Here is an 18447-nt window from a genome sequence, read left to right on the forward strand (position 1 = left end):
CCGAACCCTCGCGGTGGCAGGGTTCGGCGTCTTCACGCCAGCAACCGGGCGACCGCCCAGTCCTGCACGGCGACCCCGACCGACTTGAACACCGTGCGGCCCTGCCGCAACGGCGGATTCCCCAGCGCCGCACCGAGCTCGACGAGCGACTCCAGCCGCAGCACCCCGGACCGCACGGCCCGGATGATCTCCCCGGCCTCGCTCAACGCCGCCTCGACCTGGTCCACCACCACGACCTCCGCGGTCGTGAGCAGCTCCTCCGGCAGCTCGCGCATCACCGGCCGGTACGAGCCGATCGCGTTGACGTGCACCCGTTCCTTCAGGGCGTGGCACGAGAACAGCGGCTTCGTCGACGCCGTCGCACAGCACACCACGTCCGCGTCCGACACGGCCTCCTCCGCGTCCAGCGCCACGTCCAGCACCGTGTCCGGCAGCTCGTCCTTCAACGACTCCAGCAGCACCTCGGCCTTGCGCGCGTTGCGGTTGAACACGACGAGCTTCTTCAACGGCCGCACCGCGTGCACGGCCCGCACCTGGTCCGCCGCCTGCGCTCCGGCCCCGAGCAGGGCGAGGTGCGAGGCGTCCTCGTCGGCCAGCAGGTCCGTCGCCACGCCGACCACGGCACCGGTCCGCAACGTCGTGAGCGGCACCGCGTCCGTGACGAACTGCCCGTCCGGGTCCGAGTAGACGACCGTGCCGGTGATCACCGGGTCGCGTTCGATCTCGATGCTGACCACCTTGACCGCCGTGGACGCCGTGGGCAGGTGGTGCGCCGTCATCACGAGCGACCGGCTGTCGCTGAACGCCTGCCGCGGCGGCAGTTCGAACTCCCCCGCCGTCAGCCCGATGAACGCTGCACGGACGGCGTCGATCGCCGCGGCCATGGTCATGGTTCGGATGGTAACGACCGGGTCCCGGCCGGGGTCCGGGGCCCGGTCCGCCTCACCGGCTCAGGCGCATTCCAGTTCCATCTCGTCGATGCGGACGAACTGCGCGGCACCGCCGGTGCTGAAGATCGCCTGCACGTAGACGGTGTTGCGGCCGTTCAGGTTCACGTGCGTGACGATCTGCTGGTAGTGGTCACGCCCCAGCCACGGCGCCTCAGTGGCGATCATCTGCCAGCCGTTCGGGTCCCAGACCTGCAGTTCGACCTGGTTGTCGCGGCCGAGCGGGTTGGCCCAGATCCGCGCCTCGCAGTTGCCCCGCGAGCCCCAGCCGGACACGTCGACCTTGCGCCGGTTGGCCGCCCACCCGCCGTGGGAGTACAGCCAGCCGTTGACCGAACCCTTGAACGCCACACCGGGCTCGCCCTGGTCGTCGTAGCCCGCCAGCGCGTCCCCCTGCTGGCCCGGCTCCCAGCGGTTCCAGTAGGACCCTTCGAATCCGTCGTGCACGTAACCGCTCGCGTTCGCCGTCCCGGTGAACACGGCCAGCGCCGCCAGGGCCGCCGCCGCTACTGCTGCCACCCGCATGTTCTCCCCCTCTTCCTGGGAATCCGACGCGACCAGTTGACCAACCGGGCCAGCGCCGCCGCTTCGGCAACGGCTGCGGATTTAGCGCGACGGCTTCGCGTAGTTAGCCGGAAACGGAATGGAGGTGGCGCCGGTGCGCGGTGAGGCCGAAAGCTGGAACGATGACACCGCTCTTCGGACGAGAAGCCCAGCTGGCCCAATGGGACGACGCCCTGACGACCGGAGGCGCGCTGACGCTGCGGGGTGAACCGGGCATCGGCAAGTCGCGCCTGGTCACCGAGTTCGCGCGGATCGCCCGCTGCCGCGGCCGCACGGTCCTGCGCGGGCACACCCTCACCGAAGCCCTGCTCCCGGTCACCCGGCGCGGCTGGCCGGACCTGCCGGCGTGCTACCGCGACGCACTCGGCGAACTGGTCCCGGAGTGGCGCACCGGCCGGCCCGTTCCCCCGGACGTCCTGGCCGAGGCCGTCGTCCGCCTGCTGCACACCGTCAACGGCGTGCTGCTCCTCGACGACACCGCGGTGCACCCTCACCTCGCCGCGAGCGCGGCCGTCGTCACCACCGAACGCACCTGCGCCGGCCCCGGCCTGGTACCACGACTGTCCGACGACGCCGCAGCCGCGCTGGTCGACGCCCTGGGCGGCGGACCGGACGTGCTGGACCGGGCGGAGGGCCTCCCGCTCGCGATCGTGGAGCTGTGCGCGACCGGTGGTTGTCCGGCCCTGGAGGCCTTCACCCGCACGGCACTGGCCGCGCTGAGCCCGGCGGCCACCGAGGTCGCCCACGCCGCCGCCGTCATCGACGACGTCCTGACGTGGCAGGAGGTCCAGCCGCTGACCGGCCTCGACCCGGACACCGTCGCCGCCGCGCTCGACGACCTCGCCGCCGCGCACCTGGTGACCGGCAACCGCTTCCGCCACGGCCTGATCCGCGAAGCCGTGCTGGCCAGCGCCTCCCCCACCCGTGCGGCCAGGACGTGGGTCGCCCTCGGCCGGCACCGCCTGAGCCGGCGGTCACCGCTGGAGGCCTCCGCCGCGGCAGCACGCGCGGTGGAACTGGCCCCCACCAACGACATCCGCGCTGCCGCCGTCGACACGCTCACCGCGGCCCTGGTCGAGCTCGGGCGCTTCGACGAGGCGCTCGCCCACCTGGCCACCACCCCACCGACGCCGGACACCCGTGCCCGCGCGGCCAGGTGCGCCGTCGAACTCGGGCGCTTCGACGAGGCCCTCGCCCACCTCGCGACCGCGCACACCCACGCCCACGCGGCCAGGTTCGGTGACCGCCGCCCCACCGCTCTGCGCGACGGCACCGGACTCCTCCTCGCCGCGCGCCAGGCCATGACCGGAGATCCGGCCGGCGCCGTGGAACCGTTGACGCGGCTGCGTCGCCTGCCGGACTGGCAGTGGCGGGCCGACCTCGAACTCGGCGTCGTCGACTGCCTGACCGTGGTCAGCCCGTTCCGCCTGCAGCAGGCGCGCCCGCAGGCCCGCGGCGCACTGCTCGCTCTCGCCGACCACCACCTGCGGACCGTCGCAGTCCTGTGCGGTGAGCCCGCCGACCTGCCGCCCGCGACCGCCGACCTGTGGCGTGCCCTGCTCGCCGCCGACCTCTCGGGCGCCCTGCACTACGCCGACACCCTGACCTCGTTCCCGGAGACGCGCGGAGTCCGCGCCCTGCTGTCCGCCGTGGACCGCGACGACCTGTCCACCGCCGCGTCGTTGCTGGACAAGGGCATCGGCTCGTGGACCAACCGCGGCCTGGCACGGCTCGCGTTCGGCGACGAGCGCGCCTGGGAGGACCTGGACCGCTCCCCGTTCCTGGCCGCCGTCGCCGCCGTCGTGGTGCAGGACGCCTCGCGGGCCACAGCCGCCCACGGCGTTTTCACCTCGCTCGGCAACAACCCGTGGCGCCGCCGCTGCGAGAAGGTGATGCGCGAGGCGGGCATCCCGATTCCCCGCCGAGGCCGAGGCGACGCCAGCGTGCCTCCCCACCTGCGCGCGTTCGGCATCACGAGCCGCGAGATGGACGTGTTGCTGCTCCTCGCCAACGGCGCCACCAACGCCGCGATCGCGGTGAAGCTCTCCGTGTCCCGGCGGACCGTCGACACGCACGTGCGCAACCTGCTCGCGAAGACCGGCAGCAGCCGCCGGACGAACCTCAGCGCTCTCGTGTGACGTGCGCGAGGAACGCGGTCCACGCGGTGGCGCCGACCTCGATGTGCGCGACGGGCGCCTTGCTGTCCCGGATTCCGATGCCGGTGGCGACCTCCACGCAGGAACTCGCGTTAGCGCTCCGGGTGCTCTTGCGCCACTCCGCCATCGGTGTCTCCTCATGTCAGCAGCCGCTTGATCAGCTCCTTCGATTGTTCCGCATCCCAGGCGATCTCATCGAGCGCCTCCACCACCCGCTCGTACGACTTCACCGCGTACGGCGCCTCGATGATCAGGCTGGAGTTCTCGCTCTCCAGGAACACCACCGGCTCGTACTTGTCGAAGGTCAACAGGTCGAACGAGCCGGCGAACCCCGCGTGCGCACCGGCCGAGAGCGGGACGATCCGGATCTCGGCGTAGGACCGCTCCGCGATCTTCAGCAGATGCCGCAGCTGCGCCTCCAGCACGGCAGCACCACCGACCGGTGACAGCAGCACCGACTCGTGGAGGTAGAAGACGCATTTCAGGCCCTTGCCCAGCACCGTCTGCCGCTCGACGCGGGCCTGCACGCGCTCCTCGACCTCGTCGTCGGGAACGTTCGCGCCCGCCTCGATGACCGCCTGCGCGTACCGGGGCAGCTGAATCAGGCCGTGCACGAGCGAGACCTGCCAGCTGATCAGCTTCTTGGCGGCGCGTTCGTGCTCGATCAACGTGCGCGGCCGGATCGGCGTGCACGCCCCGTGGTCCTGCCACCAGCCCTTGAGGTTGGCCTCGTTGAACAGCGACAGCAGGTGGTCGCGTTCCTGCGGCGGCGTCCGGCACACGCCCAGCAGCAGCGCCAGTTCCAGCTCGGTGGCCCCGCCCTTGCCGTTGACCAGGTCGGACACCTTGGCCTCCTGCCAGCCCACGAGCTCGGCGACGGCGCGGGCGGTCATGCCGGTGTTCGCGATGGCGGCGCGCAGGCCGTCACCGAACTCCCGACCCCTTGCGGTGGAGAATCTTTTCGGCATGACGAGAACGGTAGTCTCATTCCTGAGCATTCCAGAACGTTTGGTGACAACACAACCCGAAAGGGCGTTAGCTTGGAGATCCTCCAAGTCGCACAATAATTCTGTGAGGTTCAGATGGACACCCCATGAGGGGCTGCGACACGCCATCCCCGACGAGCCGGCCAGGGGGCAGCTCGTCGAGACGCTCTGCGGCGATCCCTTTGTGCCGCAAGAGATAAGCCTGTGGCGAGACAAGATCTGCTGGCCGACGTGCTGGGACTGCGACGGCGCCTGGCGAGAGAGTGAGGGGATCCTGCCGTGGCCGCGGAAATCCTGACGGAGGACCTGCTCCGCATATCTCTTCAACGGCTCTCGCGTGAGGTGGTGAAGAGTTATCCACAGTTCGGCGAGATGCTCGCACAAAATATGTTGCGCACATGTGGGCTGATTCCCGACGTCGAGCGCGCGGCGCACTATCGGGAGCTCGGCACGCTTCTCATCGACCTCGGCCGGTTGTACCTGGCCGAGGCCGACGTGCTGGCCACGGTCGAGATGCCGCCGACTTGAAGGCCTACGACATCACGACGGCGCGGCCGTTGGTGTCGAACTCGTGGGCGAGGGTCGTCAGGGCCTGACCACCGGCGGCCCAGGCCGCCGTCCAGGTGAGGCACTCGGCCGCGCCGTTGCCGCCGCGTTCGACGAGGTCGGTGCCGATCTCGTCGAGCCAGTCCCACGACGTCCCGCCCACCCCGGCCAGGAAGGCCTCGTCCCACGTGCGCACCAGCTCACGGATGGTGCCCTCGGCCCGCGCCTTCTCGTTGACCGACCTGATCCAGGCCTGACGCTCGGCCTCGGTGAGCACCGCGCCCGTCTCGGGCTCGCGGAATCCCGGCAGGTCGTGCGCCAGGCCGCCCGATCCGACGTACAGCACGCGTTTCGAAGCGAAGAACTCGCCGACGCGGCGTCCCAGCGACGCCGCGCGGCGGAAGGACGCGTGCGGCGGTGAGGCGCAGTTGACGAAGACCGGCAGCACGGGCTTCGCGTCGATCGACCCCAGCAGGTCGCGGGCCGTGTGGCCGAACGCGTGGTCCAGCGCGGCCTCGTACGCGGTGGCGATGTCGAAGTCGTGCGCGACGAGGTCGGCGACCAGTGCGCGTCCCAGGTCGGACGGCACGTCGTAGGCACCGGAGGGACCCGCGACGTCACCCTGCGCGGTCGCCGACAGCACCACCGCGAAGGTGGGGACGACCGCGCGGAACGCACGACGGTGGTCCGTGCCGAAGAACACCACGAGCTCCGGGTCGAACGCCTGCACCGCCTCGCGCGCGGTGGCGATCGCTTCCCGGACCGGCCCGTGAGGAGCGCCCGGCAGGGTGACCAGGTGCGAGGCGCAGACCGTCAGGCTCTTGTTCACCAGGCCATCCTAGGTTCCCCCGTCGGTTCCCGAGTCCACAGTGGAGTCCGCCCGAGTCCCCCTGACCGCACCTCCCGTACAGCGGGATCCGGCAGGTGGGGGAAGATATCGGTCATGACCACCGCCGACAACGGTTTCGCCGACCTGGGGCTCAGGCCCGACATCCTCAACGCGCTCACCACCCTGGGCTACGAGGAGCCGACGCCGATCCAGTCCGAAGCGATTCCGCCGCTGCTCGCGGGCAACGACCTGCTCGGGCAGGCCGCCACGGGCACGGGCAAGACGGCGGCGTTCGCGTTGCCGCTGCTCGAACGCATCGCCGACCGCATCGGCAAGGGCGAGAAGCCGCTCGCCCTCGTGCTCGCGCCGACCCGTGAGCTCGCCGTGCAGGTGTCCGAGGCGGTGCACCGCTACGGCCGGCACATGGGCGCGCGCGTGCTGCCGATCTACGGCGGCCAGCCGATCGGCCGTCAGCTGCGCGAGCTGTCCCGCGGCGTCGACGTGGTGGTCGCGACCCCGGGCCGGGCGATCGACCACCTGCAGCGCGGCACCCTGCAGCTGAGCGAGCTGAAGATCGTCGTGCTGGACGAGGCCGACGAGATGCTCGACATGGGCTTCGCGGAGGACATCGACGCGATCCTCGCCGAGGCGCCCGCCGACCGGCAGACCGTGCTGTTCTCGGCCACGATGCCGCCGCGCATCGACCGCATGGCCAAGAGCCACCTGCGCGAGCCGGTGCTGATCCAGATCGAGCGCGAGAAGACCGAGCCGGGCGAGGCCCCGCGCGTCCGGCAGACCGCGTACCTGGTGCGCCGCGAGCACAAGCCGGCCGCGCTCGGCCGCGTGCTGGACGTCGAGTCGCCGACCGCCGCCGTCGTCTTCTGCCGCACCCGCGACGAGGTCGACCAGCTCACCGAGACGCTGAACGGCCGCGGCTACCGCGCCGAGTCGCTGCACGGCGGCATCAGCCAGGAGCAGCGCGACCGCGTGATGTCCCGCCTGCGCGGCGGCACCGCCGACCTGCTGGTCGCCACCGACGTCGCCGCCCGCGGCCTCGACATCGAGCAGCTCACGCACGTCGTCAACTACAACGTGCCCTCCGCCCCCGAGGCCTACACCCACCGCATCGGCCGCGTCGGCCGCGCGGGCCGCGAGGGCGTCGCGATCACCCTGGTCGAGCCGCGCGAGAACTCGATGCTCAAGACCATCGAGCGCGTCACCAAGACCAAGATCCCGATGGAGAAGGTCCCGACGGTCGCCGACCTGCGCGCCCGGCAGCTGGAGCTGACCCGCTCGTCGCTGCAGGAGTCGCTGATGGAGGACGACCTGTCGCGCTTCCGCGTCGTGGTCGAGACCCTGGCCGACGAGTTCGACGTCATGGACATCGCCCTGGCCGCCGTGAAGCTCGCCCACGAGGCCTCCGGCGCCGCGGCGGACGAGGAGGAGATCCCGGAGGTCCGCCCGCGCGAGGACCGTCCGCGCCGCGACGGCACCACCGCCGGCCCGCGCCGCGAACGCCGCGGCCCGAGCGAGGGCATGACGAGGCTGTTCCTGGGCGCGGGCCGCTCGTCCGGCATCCGCCCGCAGGACATCGTCGGCGCCATCACCGGCGAGACGAACCTGAAGGGCCGCGACATCGGCGCGATCGAGATCGCGGACCGCTTCTCGCTGGTCGAGGTGCCGGGTCCGGCCGCGAACGACGTGATCACGTCCCTGCGCGACGCCACCATCAAGGGCAAGCGCATCACGATCCGCCGCGAACGCCAGCCGCGCTAGCGCTTGCGGGCCTCGACCAGGAACCGGGTCGAGGTGCAGACGAACTCGCCGTGCTCCTGGATGTGCTCGTGCATGTCCAGGAGCCGGTCGCGGTAGCCCTCAACGGTGAAGCCGGGCACGGTCCACAGCACCTTGCGCAGGAAGTGCACGACCGCGCCTACGTCGAAGAACGCGACGCGCAACGCCACCGGTTCCAGCCGAAGCACCTCCAGCCCGGCGGCCTCGGCGTCCGCACGTGCCCGCGAGGTGCTGCGAGCGTCGCTGACGGGCTGCGGCCCCATCATGAAATCGGTGAGCTCCCGATTCGTCCCGGCGCCGATCTGCTGCGAGAAGTAGATCCCGCCCGGCCTGAGCACCCGTGCGATCTCCGCCCATGGCGTGACCACGGGGTGCCGGCTGATCACGAGATCGAAGGCCGAGGAGCGGAACGGCAACGGCCCCTCGTCGGGCGCCTGCACGACCAGTGGCAGGTTCCGGGCGGCGACAAGAGCGTTGGGCGGCCACGACTCGGTGGCGGCCATCAGCGGCGGCAACGCGGGTGCGGACGCGGTGACCTCACCGCCGCCGGTCTGCAGGTCCAGCGCGGACTCCACGGCGGCGAGCCTGGCCGCGATCTGCGCCGCATAGCCCCACGGCGGGCGTTCCTCGGTGGCGCGGCCGGCGAACCAGGAGAAGTCCCAGCCCTCCAGCGGTACCGCGGCGCCCTCCGCCACCAGGTCTTCGAAGATCCCCATGGCCGGACATGCCACCACGCAGACACGCGACGAGCCACTGAATACTCCGGACTGCGCGCCATCCGTCCGGCTGATCATCTCGTTCTCCGGACAACCGCCCTCTCGCCGCCACTACGATGCCCTGTGGACTCCTTCGACCTCCGCCGCCTGACGGACCACGACTTCGAACTGGTCTGCGGCGATCTGCTCGAAGCGGTGCTGGGACGATCTCTCGAGGTGTTCCCCGCGGGCGCCGACGGCGGCATCGACCTTCGCCACATGTCGGCCACGGACGGAACTCTCGTCGTTCAGTGCAAGCATTGGGCGGCCGGCAGCCGGTCCGCGTTGATCAGGCACCTCGTCGGGACGGAGTTGCCCAAGGTTCGCGAGCTTCGTCCGAAGCGCTACGTCGTCGCCACCAGCCTGCGGCTGACCGTTGCCGACAAGGACAAGCTCCACCAGGCGTTCCACCCGTTCATCCACAGCACCGGCGACATCTTCGGCGGCGACCAGCTCGTGGAGGAACTGCGAAAGCGCCCCGAGATCGTGCGGCGGCACTTCCGCCTGTGGCTGAGCAGCACGACCGTCCTGCAGACGTTGCTCGCGAAGGACGTCGTCCAGCGGTCCTCCTGGTTGTCGGCCGAGCTGGAGGAGACCGCGAAGACGTTCGTCCCGCACGGGGGATTCGAGAACGCACGGGCGACTTTGCAAGCGACTCAGGTGTGCGTGATCACGGGCTTGCCCGGCATCGGCAAGACCACTGTCGCCCGGATGCTGGCGTTGTGGCTGGCAGGCGACGGCTACGAGATCGTCGAGGTGTCCGAGGACGCCGGCGAGATCGCCAGGCTCTGGGACGCCTCCGCGCGCCAGGTCTTCGTCTACGACGACTTCCTCGGCAGCAACACGCTCGACGAGCTGGGGAAGAACGAAGACCACCGGCTGCTCGCCGCGATGCACAAGATCGCCGCCACACCGGGCAAGGCGCTCGTCCTCACCACCCGCGGCTACGTCCTGGAACGTGCCCGCCAACGCCATCGGGTCTTCGGAGAGGCCGATCTCGATCCCGTGCTGAGCGTTGTCGAACTCTCCGACCTGACCCCGGAAATCCGCGCTCACATCCTGTACAACCACGTACAGCACTCCCGGCTGCCGGTGGCCCAGAAGCACCAGTTCGCCGCCGCTGAAGTGTGGCGCCCCATCGTCAGGCACCCGAACTTCAACCCGCGCCTGGTCGAACGGACGTTGAACCTGGCTCCCGCCACAGACCAGAACGCGGCCGCCACGATGATCGCGAACCTCGACAACCCCCGTCGGATCTGGGAGACGATCGTCGAGAACGAGCTCAGCGACGCGGCCGTCCACCTGCTGGAGATCGTGTTCACGCTGAGGGCGTCCGTTGAGGACGTTCAAGAAGCATGGACGTCATACCGGCGCGCGCTGTCGCTGCCCAGTGACAGCAGGACGTTCCGGCAGACGTTGCGCGTTCTCGACGGAACGATGATCCTGGCCGATTCGGTGGTGAAGCCCCACAACCCGTCCATCACCGACTACTTGGCCTACCACCTGGGACACGCACGGGCGGACTTGCGGGCACTGATCACGAGCTTCATCCACGGTGATCAGATCGTCAGACTCACGATGGCGGCGTTGGACGGCGACAGCGATCCACTTCTCGAGTCCCTCAAGCAGGTGAGCGACGTCGTCACGAAGGCCGTGATCGACACTGACGAGCCGTTCGACCGCCCGTACGGCTGGGACGAAGTTCAGCACCTCACCTGGATGATCGATGTCGCGGACGCGATCAAATCCAGCGAACTGATGACACGCGTTGCCGGGCTCGTCGAGCAGGACCCGCCGCGGTGGCGCTGGCACAGGCACGACGACGCCCTGATCGACCTGGCCGTCCTGATGGCGACCACGCCGGGCTTTCCCGTCCGCATCGCTCGCACGTTCGCCGAGCAGCTCAGCGAGGACATCCTCGCCGATCTCACGACAGCTCCTCCGGACGACTGGTGGGCCTTCCACGACAGGTTCCACAACGTCATCGACCGGCTGCCCGGTGTGCCGTACGAAGCAATGCGCGAAGCCCTGGAGTTCCTCCTCTCGGCGGGAGAGGAGAAACTGGCAGAGCTCGCAGGGGTGGACGAGATCGCCGCTGACCTCACACGTGCGGTCGAGCAGTTGCTGAGTTTTCTGGACGAGCACAACCGGTACGGACCGGCCGACGCGTTCGACGTCGTCTCACGAATGGTCGAGAACTCGGAAGCGCCCGAGCCGCGGTTCCCCTCGGCGGCCACCCGGCGGGCGGTGCGCCGGGCATGGCGGCGCCGGTACTCCGGTGACGAGCAGATCGCCGTGCTGATGGCGGGACTCGCTGACCTGTGAGCCCGCGGCGGCACCTGCCCGGGGTCGCGAGGCGCCGCGTCCTTCTTCGCCTCGCGCCCGGCCGGGCAGGTGCCGCAGGGGGTTACAACGACCGAACGGCCGCGCGGTTACGCCCGAAGGCGGTAGGCGCGCAACACCGTTTGGTCGACCGTGTTGCCGTCCGTGTCCGTGGCCACCACGCGTAGCGACACGTAACCCTCGGGCTTCCCAGCCGGTGGCACGATCGACTTCACCGGCACCCAGTTGGCGCCGTCGTCGAACGATGCGTAGGCGTGCAGCTCACGAAGGGTGCCCGATGGGCGCGACGCGGTGAACTTCGCCGGCATCGGCACGCCGGCCTTCCAGCTGTTGCGCAGGTCGACCGGCAGCGTGTAGTCGACCTCCAGCAACGGCAGCCGGCCCTCGTTGGCCGCCGAGAACCCCCACGTGGTGTGCACGTTCGTGGACAGCGCCGACGTGTCACGAGCCCCGTCCAGGGTCAGCGTGTAGCGGCCGTCCCGCGCGGGCGCCGCGAAGGTGCCCTGCCACAGGCCGGCGTACCCCACGACCTCGTTGTCACGACGCAGTTCCGTCGAGCCGTAGCCGCTGTACATCCAGCTCTCGACCCAGCCCGAGCCGCCGAACGGCGAGATCCGGAAGTTGATCGCGTCGCCGGTCCGCTCCACGCCGCCGCCCTGCGACCAGGTCACCTGGGTCGGGCGACCGAGGCGGGGTGACGACACCGCGCGGAGGTTCGTGCGCTCGTAGCACTGACCGGCGGCGTAGGTCGCCGGTTCGAGATCGGACCACGTGGTGACCGTCGGGTCGTCGCCCGCGCCGAAGCTGCGGCCGTCGAAGCCCTCCTGGTACCAGGTGCCCGGGGTGAAGTACTCGGTGCGCTGCACGGGGGCCGTCAGCCTCTCGTCCAGCGCGCCCACGCGGTGGTTGATCGCGCCGTTGACGACCGGGTAGTTCCTGGTCGTGACGAAGCCGTCCGCGCCGGACGTGTGGTAGCGCGCCTTCACCTCGGCGAGGTCCGCGCGACGGACGTGCTTGGTGCCGATCGGCAGTTTGCCCTTGTCCTGCAAGAACAACGTGTACGAGACCGGCGAGCCCGCGATGCTGCGCAACGTCAGCCGCGAGGGCGTGACGGCGACGTGGTGCTCCGCCACCGCGATCACCGGGATGACCGTCTGCTCCTCGTACCCGAACGGCACCGGCCCCGCCCAGAGCACGGCGAGCGCACCGGCCGCCTGCATCTCCCTCGCGACGTCGTACGGGTTCTCGCCCGCGGTGCGGACGAGAGCGAGCTTGCCGCGCACGTCGGTGCCGCGTTCGGCGACGTCGAACTTGTGCTCGCCCACCGGCAGGTACTTGCTGCTCTCGTAGTACCGCACGGGGAACCCACCGACGACCGAGATCAGCGGCTGACCGGCCTTCAGGCCCGAGTCGTAGGTGAGGTCGGGCAACGGCGGGCCGAACGACAGGCCGTACAGCGGAACCCGGCCGTCGACGACACTGGCGACACCGCTGATCTTGCCGGGTGCGAACGGCACGGCCAGGTCGGCGTTGCGGTACCAGACCTCCGCGGTCGGATCGTCGAGGTCGACGCTGATCTGCCTGCCCTGCCGGGCGTCCAGCGCGAGCGTCTGGTCGGCGCGCAACGACAGCCGACCGGCCACCTCGGTCGCGGACACCGGCGTGAACCAGGCGTAGTTCGGGGTCAGCTCGTCGATCCGGCCGATGACCGCGTAGTCCGCCACCGGCAGCCGCGCCGAACCCACGCCGCCCGCGATGCTCAGCACCGAGGCTTCCCGGGTGGACAGGTCGACCAGCACGACGAACTCGTTCGGGACGGGCTTGCCGTCACGGCCGGTCATGGTCACCGTCAGGGTGTGCTGTTCCTCCTGCACGTACGCGCCGACCGACGTGAGCACCTCGGCACCGGCACCGGAAGCCGTGAGGTGACCGAAGAAGGTGCCGTTGCCCTTGCTCGGGTCCAGCACCACGTCGACCGCCGCCGTGCCGCCCGCCGGCACCGTCACGGACGCCGGCACCGAGAAGTCCGGGCCCAGGTCGTGCTTGAGGGAGAGCGTTACCGGCGCCGAGCCGTCGTTGCGGTAGGTGATCGTCTTCGTGAACGTCTTGGTGTGCGGCCATTCCAGCAGGCCGAACGACAGGCTGCCGGCGTCCGCGCGCACCTGCTGCGTCACCGCGCGACCGACGTCGAGCAATCCGGTGCCGACGTTCGCGGACGTGTCGGCGACCGGCTTGGCCGTCGCCATCAGGTGCGCCTTCAGCTCGGCCGAGGTCCAGGAGGGGTTGCGCTGCGCCAGGATCGCCGCGGCACCGGCGACGTGCGGTGCCGCCATCGACGTGCCGGTCAGCCGCGCGTGCAGGTCGTCCACCGCCGACTCGGCCAGCGTGCCCGCGGCACGTGCGGCCACGATGTCCGTGCCCGGTGCGGCGATGTCCGGCTTGACCGCGTAGTCGCCCAGCCGCGGGCCGCGTGACGACCACTCCTCCAGCGTGCCGGACTTGCGCAGGTTCGCCACCGCGAGCGCCGAGTCGGCGGACGCCGGAGCCGAGACCTTGCGGCGCTCGCCGGAGTTGCCCGCCGCCACCACGAACAACGCGCCGGTCTCGGCGGTGAGCTCGTTCACCTTGCGCGACAACGGGTCCGTGCCGTCGGACTGGTCACCGCCCAGGGACAGGTTGATCACCTTGGCCTTGACCTCGCGGGCGGCCCACTCCATGCCGGCCAGGATCGCGCTGTCCAGGCACCACTCCGCCTCGCACACCCGGCCGACCGCGAGCTTCGCCCCCTTGGCGACACCGGTGTACTTCCCGCCGCGGCCCGCGATCGTCGACGCGACGTGCGTGCCGTGGCCGATGTTGTCCTGGATGCCGGCCGGGGTGAAGTCCTTCGCCACCGACACGACCCCGGCGAGCTCGGGGTGGTTCTGGTCGTAGCCGGTGTCGAGCACGGCGACCGTGACGCCGGTGCCGTCGAACCCGGCCTGCCAGGCCTGCGGCGCGCCCACCATCGGCACGCTCTGGTCCAGCGTGATCTTCGACTTGCCGTCGAGCCACAGCTTTCCGGCGCCGCGGGCGTTCGCACGCCCCTTCCAGCGCTGCGCGGCCTCCTTCTTCGGCACCGCGGCTGCCGCGTGGAACCCGTTGTCCAGCACCGGAATCCGGTCGATCTTCTCGTCGGTGTAGCCGAACGAGTGCAGTGCCGTGACGTCGAAGAAGCGCTGGTCGACGCGATCCTGCCCCACCGCGTCGACCGCGTCCGCCGGCACCACGTACTGGTGGTCGTTCTTGACGTACTGGGCGAACTGCATGCCTGGCCGGCCCTCGATCCGGACGAGCTCGCCTCGCTCGTCGACGACGACCTTGTCGCCGCTGATCAGCGTGATGGTCGACGCCGGCTGAGGGCCTGCCGGTTGTGCCTGAGCCTGTGTCGCCGGGCTGACCAGCCCGGCGACGAGCGCGGTGGCCACAAAACAGCGCGCTATGCGCACCTGTCCTCCCCTAGGTGTGAACCTCTCCACCCGAGGAGACTCCATCTGTTGCGGGAAGGTTGCTTCACGCTCCGCGGTAGGTGCCGAAGCTCCAGCGGTTGCCCTCGGGATCGGCGACGGTGAAGCCGCGCGACCCGTAGTCCTCGTCCTTGAGCCCGCGGATCTCAACCGCCCCATGGCCCAGGCATCGCGCGTGAAGCTCGTCCGGCCGGTCGGTCACCACGTACACGGAGGCGGCGCCGACGTGCGTCGCCATGACCTCGCCGACCGAGCGCCGCGCGGACCCCAGCATCACGCCGCCGCCCTCCGGCCAGACCAGTTCGCAGTGCACGACTTCGCCGTCAGCCTCGCCGGGCACCACGAGATGCTCCTTGAAGCCGAACCCTTCCACGAGAAACCTGATCGCGGCCGGGGCGTCCTCATAGGTCAACGTCGGCCAGCAGGTGGGTGCAGGTGTGTTCATGGCAGCTACTGTGCGGCCGGCACGTCCTCGCCGCCTTGTACGAATGGAAGCTCCGCCGCGATCCACTCGGTCGGCGTGGCCCCGCACAGCGCCCGCCAGTCCCGGTTGAAGTGCGCCTGGTCGGTGTACCCGCAGGCGGCGGCCACCTCGGTCAGCGTCGGCCGGCGTTGCCCCCGCAACATCCGGTTCGCCCGCTCGAACCGCATCACGCGGGCCATGACCTTGGGCGTCAGCCCGTACTCCGCCGCGAACCGCGCGCTCAGGTGCTGACGGCTCCACCCGACCTCGGCGGCGATCTCCCCCACCGCCACCCCGTCCGCGAGCCGCTGCCACGCCCACGCCACCTCGACCCGCTGCCGCACCGGCCGCACCAACCGGCCCAGCACGAGATCCAGCTCCGCGAACCGGTCCGCCCACGTCGCCGCCGTCTGCAGCCGTTCCCGCAGCTCGCCGGCGGGTGCGTCGAGCGCGTCCAGCCCCACCGTGAGGCCGGAGAGCTCACCGGCGGGCAGGCCGAAGAACGCCCGCATGCCCAACGGGGTGAGGTCGCACTGGACGCCGTGCTGGAACCCGTCGTGGGTGATGATCACGGCCTCGTCGTGCAGGCCGCCGCACAGCGCGGCGAACCGGCCCTGGTCCAGGTCGACCGTGCCGTCCATGGTCACGACGAGCGTCAACGACCGCGACGGCAGGCCGCGGTGGATGCCGGGCTCGGTGCGCATCCGATACCCGGAGTACCGCGTGACGAACGGCCGCAGCCTCGGGTGCGGCAGTCCGACGACGTGCTCGACGTCCACCCGGCCGATGCTAGAACAGCTCGCCCAGAACCAGCAGTCCGGCGCCGACCGGAACCAGGTCCGCGCCGAACGAGGTCACGCTCACGTCCACCTCGGGCATCGCGCGCAGGTACAACTCCGGCGACTGCAGCACCTTCCGTCCACTCAGGACGATCTGGTCGAGGTCCAGCAGCTGCACCAGGTTCGTCACCGCGGCGGCGAGCACCCGTGCCGCCTCGACCCCGGTGGCGGCGGCGTGCACCACCTCGACGCACCCACGCCGTCCGCAGACGCACAACGGCCCGTCCAGCTGGATCGTCGTGTGCCCGAACTCGCCCGCACCGGACCGTGCGCCGCGGTGCACCTCGCCGTCGAGCAGCAACCCCACGCCCAGACCGGTGCCGACGAACACCAGGGCGGCGTCGCGCAGAGGTCGTCGCCAAGCCTCGGCCAGCACCGCCGCGTTGGTGTCCTTGTCCACCACCACCGGCAGCCCGAGCCGTTCCTCCGCCAACGCCCGCAACGGCACGGAAGACCACCCCGGCAGACCGTTCGGCGACACCACGCCGTCGCGGAAGTCGAGCGGGCCGGCGATCCCGATGCCGAGCCCGAGCACCTTCTCCTCCGGTCGCACCAACGACTCCAGCGCGTCCAGGACGTCGGCCGGCGTGAACATCGGTGCCAGCGGCCGCACGGACGCCGACACCACCTCACCGGTCAGGCCGAGCCGCACCACGCGCAGCTCGTCGCGGTCGACGTAGGCCCCGTAGGCGTGCGCCCCGTCCGCGGCGAGCTGGAGCGCGGTCCTGGGCTTGCCCCGGCCACCGTCGCGCATCGTGCCGGTCTCCTCCAGCAGTCCGGCGTCGATGAGCCGCGCCACGATCTTCGACACGGCCTGCGGGGTCAGTCCGGCCTGTTCGGCGATGGAAGCCCTGCTCAGAGCACCGGACCGGACCAGCCGCAACACGGTCCGGTCGTTGTGCGAACGCAGCGAGGTGAGGTCCACCTAGCCATTATGCAACAGCGTTGCTTTAATCGGGGCATGACACGAGTCGGACTGCTGGGCTACGGCATCGCGGGACGCGTCTTCCACGCGCCGCTCATCTCGGCCACGGAGGGCATGGACCTCGTCGCCATCGTCACGGCGAACCCGGAGCGGCAGGCGCAGGCCCGTGCCGCCCACCCGGACGCGAAGATCGTCACCGCCGACGAGCTGTTCGCGATGGACCTCGACCTGATCGTCGTCGGCACCCCGAACCGCACGCACGTCGAGTACGCGCGGAAGGCGATCGACAAGGGCGTCGCGGTGGTCGTGGACAAGCCGTTCGCGCCGACCTCAGCGGACGCGAAGGAGCTCGTGGCGGCCGCGCAGGCGAAGGGCGTGCCGCTGACGGTCTTCCAGAACCGCCGCTGGGACAGCGACTTCCGCACCGTCCGCAAGATCATCGGCCGGCTGGGCGACATCCGGCGGTTCGAGTCGCGTTACGAGCGCTGGGTGCCGGAGATCTGGGACAACTGGCGCGAGTTCGGTGCTCCCGAGGAGGCCGGGGGCCTGCTCTACGACCTCGGCGCGCACCTCGTCGACCAGGCACTGCAGCTGTTCGGGCCGGTCAGCAGCGTCTACGCGGAACTGGACCTGCGCCGGCCGGGCGTGCAGGTCGACGACGACGTGTTCGTGGCACTGACGCACCGCAACGGCGTCCGCTCGCACCTGTGGGCCAGCGCCCACGCCGCCCACCACGGCCCGCGGTTCCGCGTGCTCGGCAGCGAGGGCGCGTTCGTGATCGACGGCATGGACGAGCAGGAGGACGCCCTCGACGCCGGCCGCCGCCCGACCGACCCGGACTGGGGTTACGAGACCCGCAGCGGCCAGCTCGGCGTCCTCGGCGAGACGGTCGAGGTGCCCGTCGAGCTGGGCGCCTACGAGACGTTCTACGCGCAGCTGCAGGCCGGGCAGATCCCCGTCGACCCCGCGGACAGCGTGTACGCGCTCGAAGTCATCGAGGCCGCCTTCACGTCCGCGCGCGAGAACCGGGTGGTGCAGCTGTGAGCCTCACCAGCGAAGAGCTGCTCGCCCAGGAGCGGCGCCTGCAGTTCGCCCGCTTCGGCAACGACGTCGCGATCGAGCTCGGCCTGCACCTGCTCGACGCGGCCCGCGAGCAGGGTCTGCCGGTCGCGATCTCGGTGCAGCGCAACGGACATCGGCTCTTCCACGCCGCACTGCCCGGCACCGCGCCGAACAACGACAGGTGGCTGGAGCGCAAGGCCCGCGTGGTCGACCTGTTCGGGCACAGCTCGTTCTACGTCGGCACGCAGTTCCGCGAGAAGGGCACGACGTTCGAGGCGGAGTCCCGGCTGGACCCGGACCTCTACGCGGCGCACGGCGGCGTCTTCCCGATCATCGTCCGCGGCACCGGCCCGGTCGGCACGGTCGGCGTGTCCGGGCTGCCCCAGGCCGAGGACCACGAGTTCGTCGTCACTCACCTGGAATCTTTCCTGAACTCGCGTGACGCGTAATAGCCACGAATAGCCGTTGGTACAAAATGCGGACACACCACTTCGAGTGGGTTGAGTTCCACTCGGAGTGGTGTTGTATAGCAGCCCGGCATGGTTCACCAATGCGCACAAAAGGGTGACCTTACTGGGCCAAACGAGTGCCGCATTCCACGTTGACAGGACTACCGGGAGTTGTACTCTCCGTAGCATCGACAGGCCTAAGGCACCCACCCGAATGTCGCCTTTTTGGCCCCTTCACAGCGCTCAATTACGAGAACTAACGTCCTTTCCGGCTTATCGGATT

Annotated in this window: 17 protein-coding genes; 7 read left to right on the forward strand and 10 right to left on the reverse strand. The window is 70.4% G+C overall.

Features of this window, described 5'->3' with window-relative positions; all coding sequences use genetic code 11:
• Positions 1–32 precede the first annotated feature (32 nt).
• A complete protein-coding gene (locus ACWEIJ_RS34825) occupies positions 33–890 on the reverse strand; it encodes an ornithine cyclodeaminase family protein (protein WP_449841498.1) in 858 nt (285 codons plus the stop codon).
• 60 nt (positions 891–950) lie between these two features.
• Positions 951–1466, reverse strand: coding sequence for a hypothetical protein (locus tag ACWEIJ_RS34830; RefSeq protein ID WP_449841499.1), 516 nt, complete (start codon positions 1464–1466; stop codon positions 951–953).
• 167 nt (positions 1467–1633) lie between these two features.
• Here ACWEIJ_RS34830 and ACWEIJ_RS34835 point away from each other — a divergent pair, with 167 nt between their 5' ends.
• Positions 1634–3649 (forward strand): helix-turn-helix transcriptional regulator, encoded by a 2016-nt coding sequence (locus ACWEIJ_RS34835; protein WP_449841500.1) that lies wholly within the window; start codon positions 1634–1636, stop codon positions 3647–3649.
• Here ACWEIJ_RS34835 and ACWEIJ_RS34840 read toward each other — a convergent pair.
• Positions 3633–3794 carry a DUF397 domain-containing protein gene (locus ACWEIJ_RS34840; RefSeq protein ID WP_449841501.1) on the reverse strand — a complete coding sequence of 54 codons (162 nt, stop codon included), beginning with the start codon at positions 3792–3794 and terminating at the stop codon, positions 3633–3635. The two genes, ACWEIJ_RS34835 and ACWEIJ_RS34840, sit on opposite strands and share 17 nt — an antisense overlap.
• Positions 3795–3804: 10 nt before the next feature.
• Positions 3805–4635, reverse strand: a complete 831-nt coding sequence (locus ACWEIJ_RS34845) for a helix-turn-helix domain-containing protein (protein ID WP_449841502.1) — start codon at positions 4633–4635, stop codon at positions 3805–3807.
• Here ACWEIJ_RS34845 and ACWEIJ_RS34850 point away from each other — a divergent pair.
• Entirely contained in the window at positions 4634–4951 is a 318-nt protein-coding gene (locus ACWEIJ_RS34850) for a zinc finger protein (protein ID WP_449841503.1), read from the forward strand. The genes ACWEIJ_RS34845 and ACWEIJ_RS34850 overlap by 2 nt on opposite strands.
• Positions 4933–5181, forward strand: a complete 249-nt coding sequence (locus ACWEIJ_RS34855) for a hypothetical protein (protein ID WP_449841504.1) — start codon at positions 4933–4935, stop codon at positions 5179–5181. The genes ACWEIJ_RS34850 and ACWEIJ_RS34855 overlap by 19 nt, the downstream gene beginning before the upstream one ends.
• Positions 5182–5185: 4 nt before the next feature.
• Here ACWEIJ_RS34855 and ACWEIJ_RS34860 read toward each other — a convergent pair whose 3' ends face one another.
• Positions 5186–6028, reverse strand: coding sequence for a DODA-type extradiol aromatic ring-opening family dioxygenase (locus tag ACWEIJ_RS34860; RefSeq protein ID WP_449841505.1), 843 nt, complete (start codon positions 6026–6028; stop codon positions 5186–5188).
• Positions 6029–6142: 114 nt separating this feature from the next.
• Here ACWEIJ_RS34860 and ACWEIJ_RS34865 point away from each other — a divergent pair, with 114 nt between their 5' ends.
• Positions 6143–7804, forward strand: coding sequence for a DEAD/DEAH box helicase (locus ACWEIJ_RS34865; RefSeq protein WP_449841506.1), 1662 nt, complete (start codon positions 6143–6145; stop codon positions 7802–7804).
• Here the strand turns inward: ACWEIJ_RS34865 and ACWEIJ_RS34870 are convergent.
• The gene (locus ACWEIJ_RS34870; RefSeq protein WP_449841507.1) at positions 7801–8538 is read right to left on the reverse strand and encodes a methyltransferase domain-containing protein; all 738 of its coding nucleotides are present in this window, start codon (positions 8536–8538) and stop codon (positions 7801–7803) included. The two genes, ACWEIJ_RS34865 and ACWEIJ_RS34870, sit on opposite strands and share 4 nt — an antisense overlap.
• Positions 8539–8661: 123 nt before the next feature.
• Here ACWEIJ_RS34870 and ACWEIJ_RS34875 point away from each other — a divergent pair, with 123 nt between their 5' ends.
• Positions 8662–10902 (forward strand): nSTAND3 domain-containing NTPase, encoded by a 2241-nt coding sequence (locus tag ACWEIJ_RS34875; protein ID WP_449841508.1) that lies wholly within the window; start codon positions 8662–8664, stop codon positions 10900–10902.
• 107 nt (positions 10903–11009) lie between these two features.
• Here ACWEIJ_RS34875 and ACWEIJ_RS34880 read toward each other — a convergent pair whose 3' ends face one another.
• From ACWEIJ_RS34880 to ACWEIJ_RS34895, 4 genes are all read right to left on the reverse strand, one after another.
• The gene (locus tag ACWEIJ_RS34880; protein ID WP_449841509.1) at positions 11010–14408 is read right to left on the reverse strand and encodes a S8 family serine peptidase; all 3399 of its coding nucleotides are present in this window, start codon (positions 14406–14408) and stop codon (positions 11010–11012) included.
• 64 nt (positions 14409–14472) lie between these two features.
• Positions 14473–14871 carry a VOC family protein gene (locus ACWEIJ_RS34885; protein ID WP_449841510.1) on the reverse strand — a complete coding sequence of 133 codons (399 nt, stop codon included), beginning with the start codon at positions 14869–14871 and terminating at the stop codon, positions 14473–14475.
• 5 nt (positions 14872–14876) lie between these two features.
• Entirely contained in the window at positions 14877–15668 is a 792-nt protein-coding gene (locus ACWEIJ_RS34890; RefSeq protein WP_449841511.1) for a helix-turn-helix domain-containing protein, read from the reverse strand.
• Positions 15669–15678: 10 nt separating this feature from the next.
• A complete protein-coding gene (locus tag ACWEIJ_RS34895) occupies positions 15679–16653 on the reverse strand; it encodes an ROK family transcriptional regulator (RefSeq protein ID WP_449841512.1) in 975 nt (324 codons plus the stop codon).
• Between the two features lie 36 nt (positions 16654–16689).
• Here ACWEIJ_RS34895 and ACWEIJ_RS34900 point away from each other — a divergent pair, with 36 nt between their 5' ends.
• Together ACWEIJ_RS34900 and ACWEIJ_RS34905 are read left to right on the forward strand one after the other, a co-directional pair.
• Positions 16690–17697, forward strand: coding sequence for a Gfo/Idh/MocA family oxidoreductase (locus ACWEIJ_RS34900; RefSeq protein WP_449841513.1), 1008 nt, complete (start codon positions 16690–16692; stop codon positions 17695–17697).
• Entirely contained in the window at positions 17694–18164 is a 471-nt protein-coding gene (locus tag ACWEIJ_RS34905) for a heme-degrading domain-containing protein (RefSeq protein ID WP_449841514.1), read from the forward strand. Before ACWEIJ_RS34900 ends, ACWEIJ_RS34905 begins: the two co-directional genes overlap by 4 nt.
• Positions 18165–18447 lie beyond the last annotated feature (283 nt).

The organism is Lentzea sp. NPDC004789 (genome assembly GCF_053601075.1).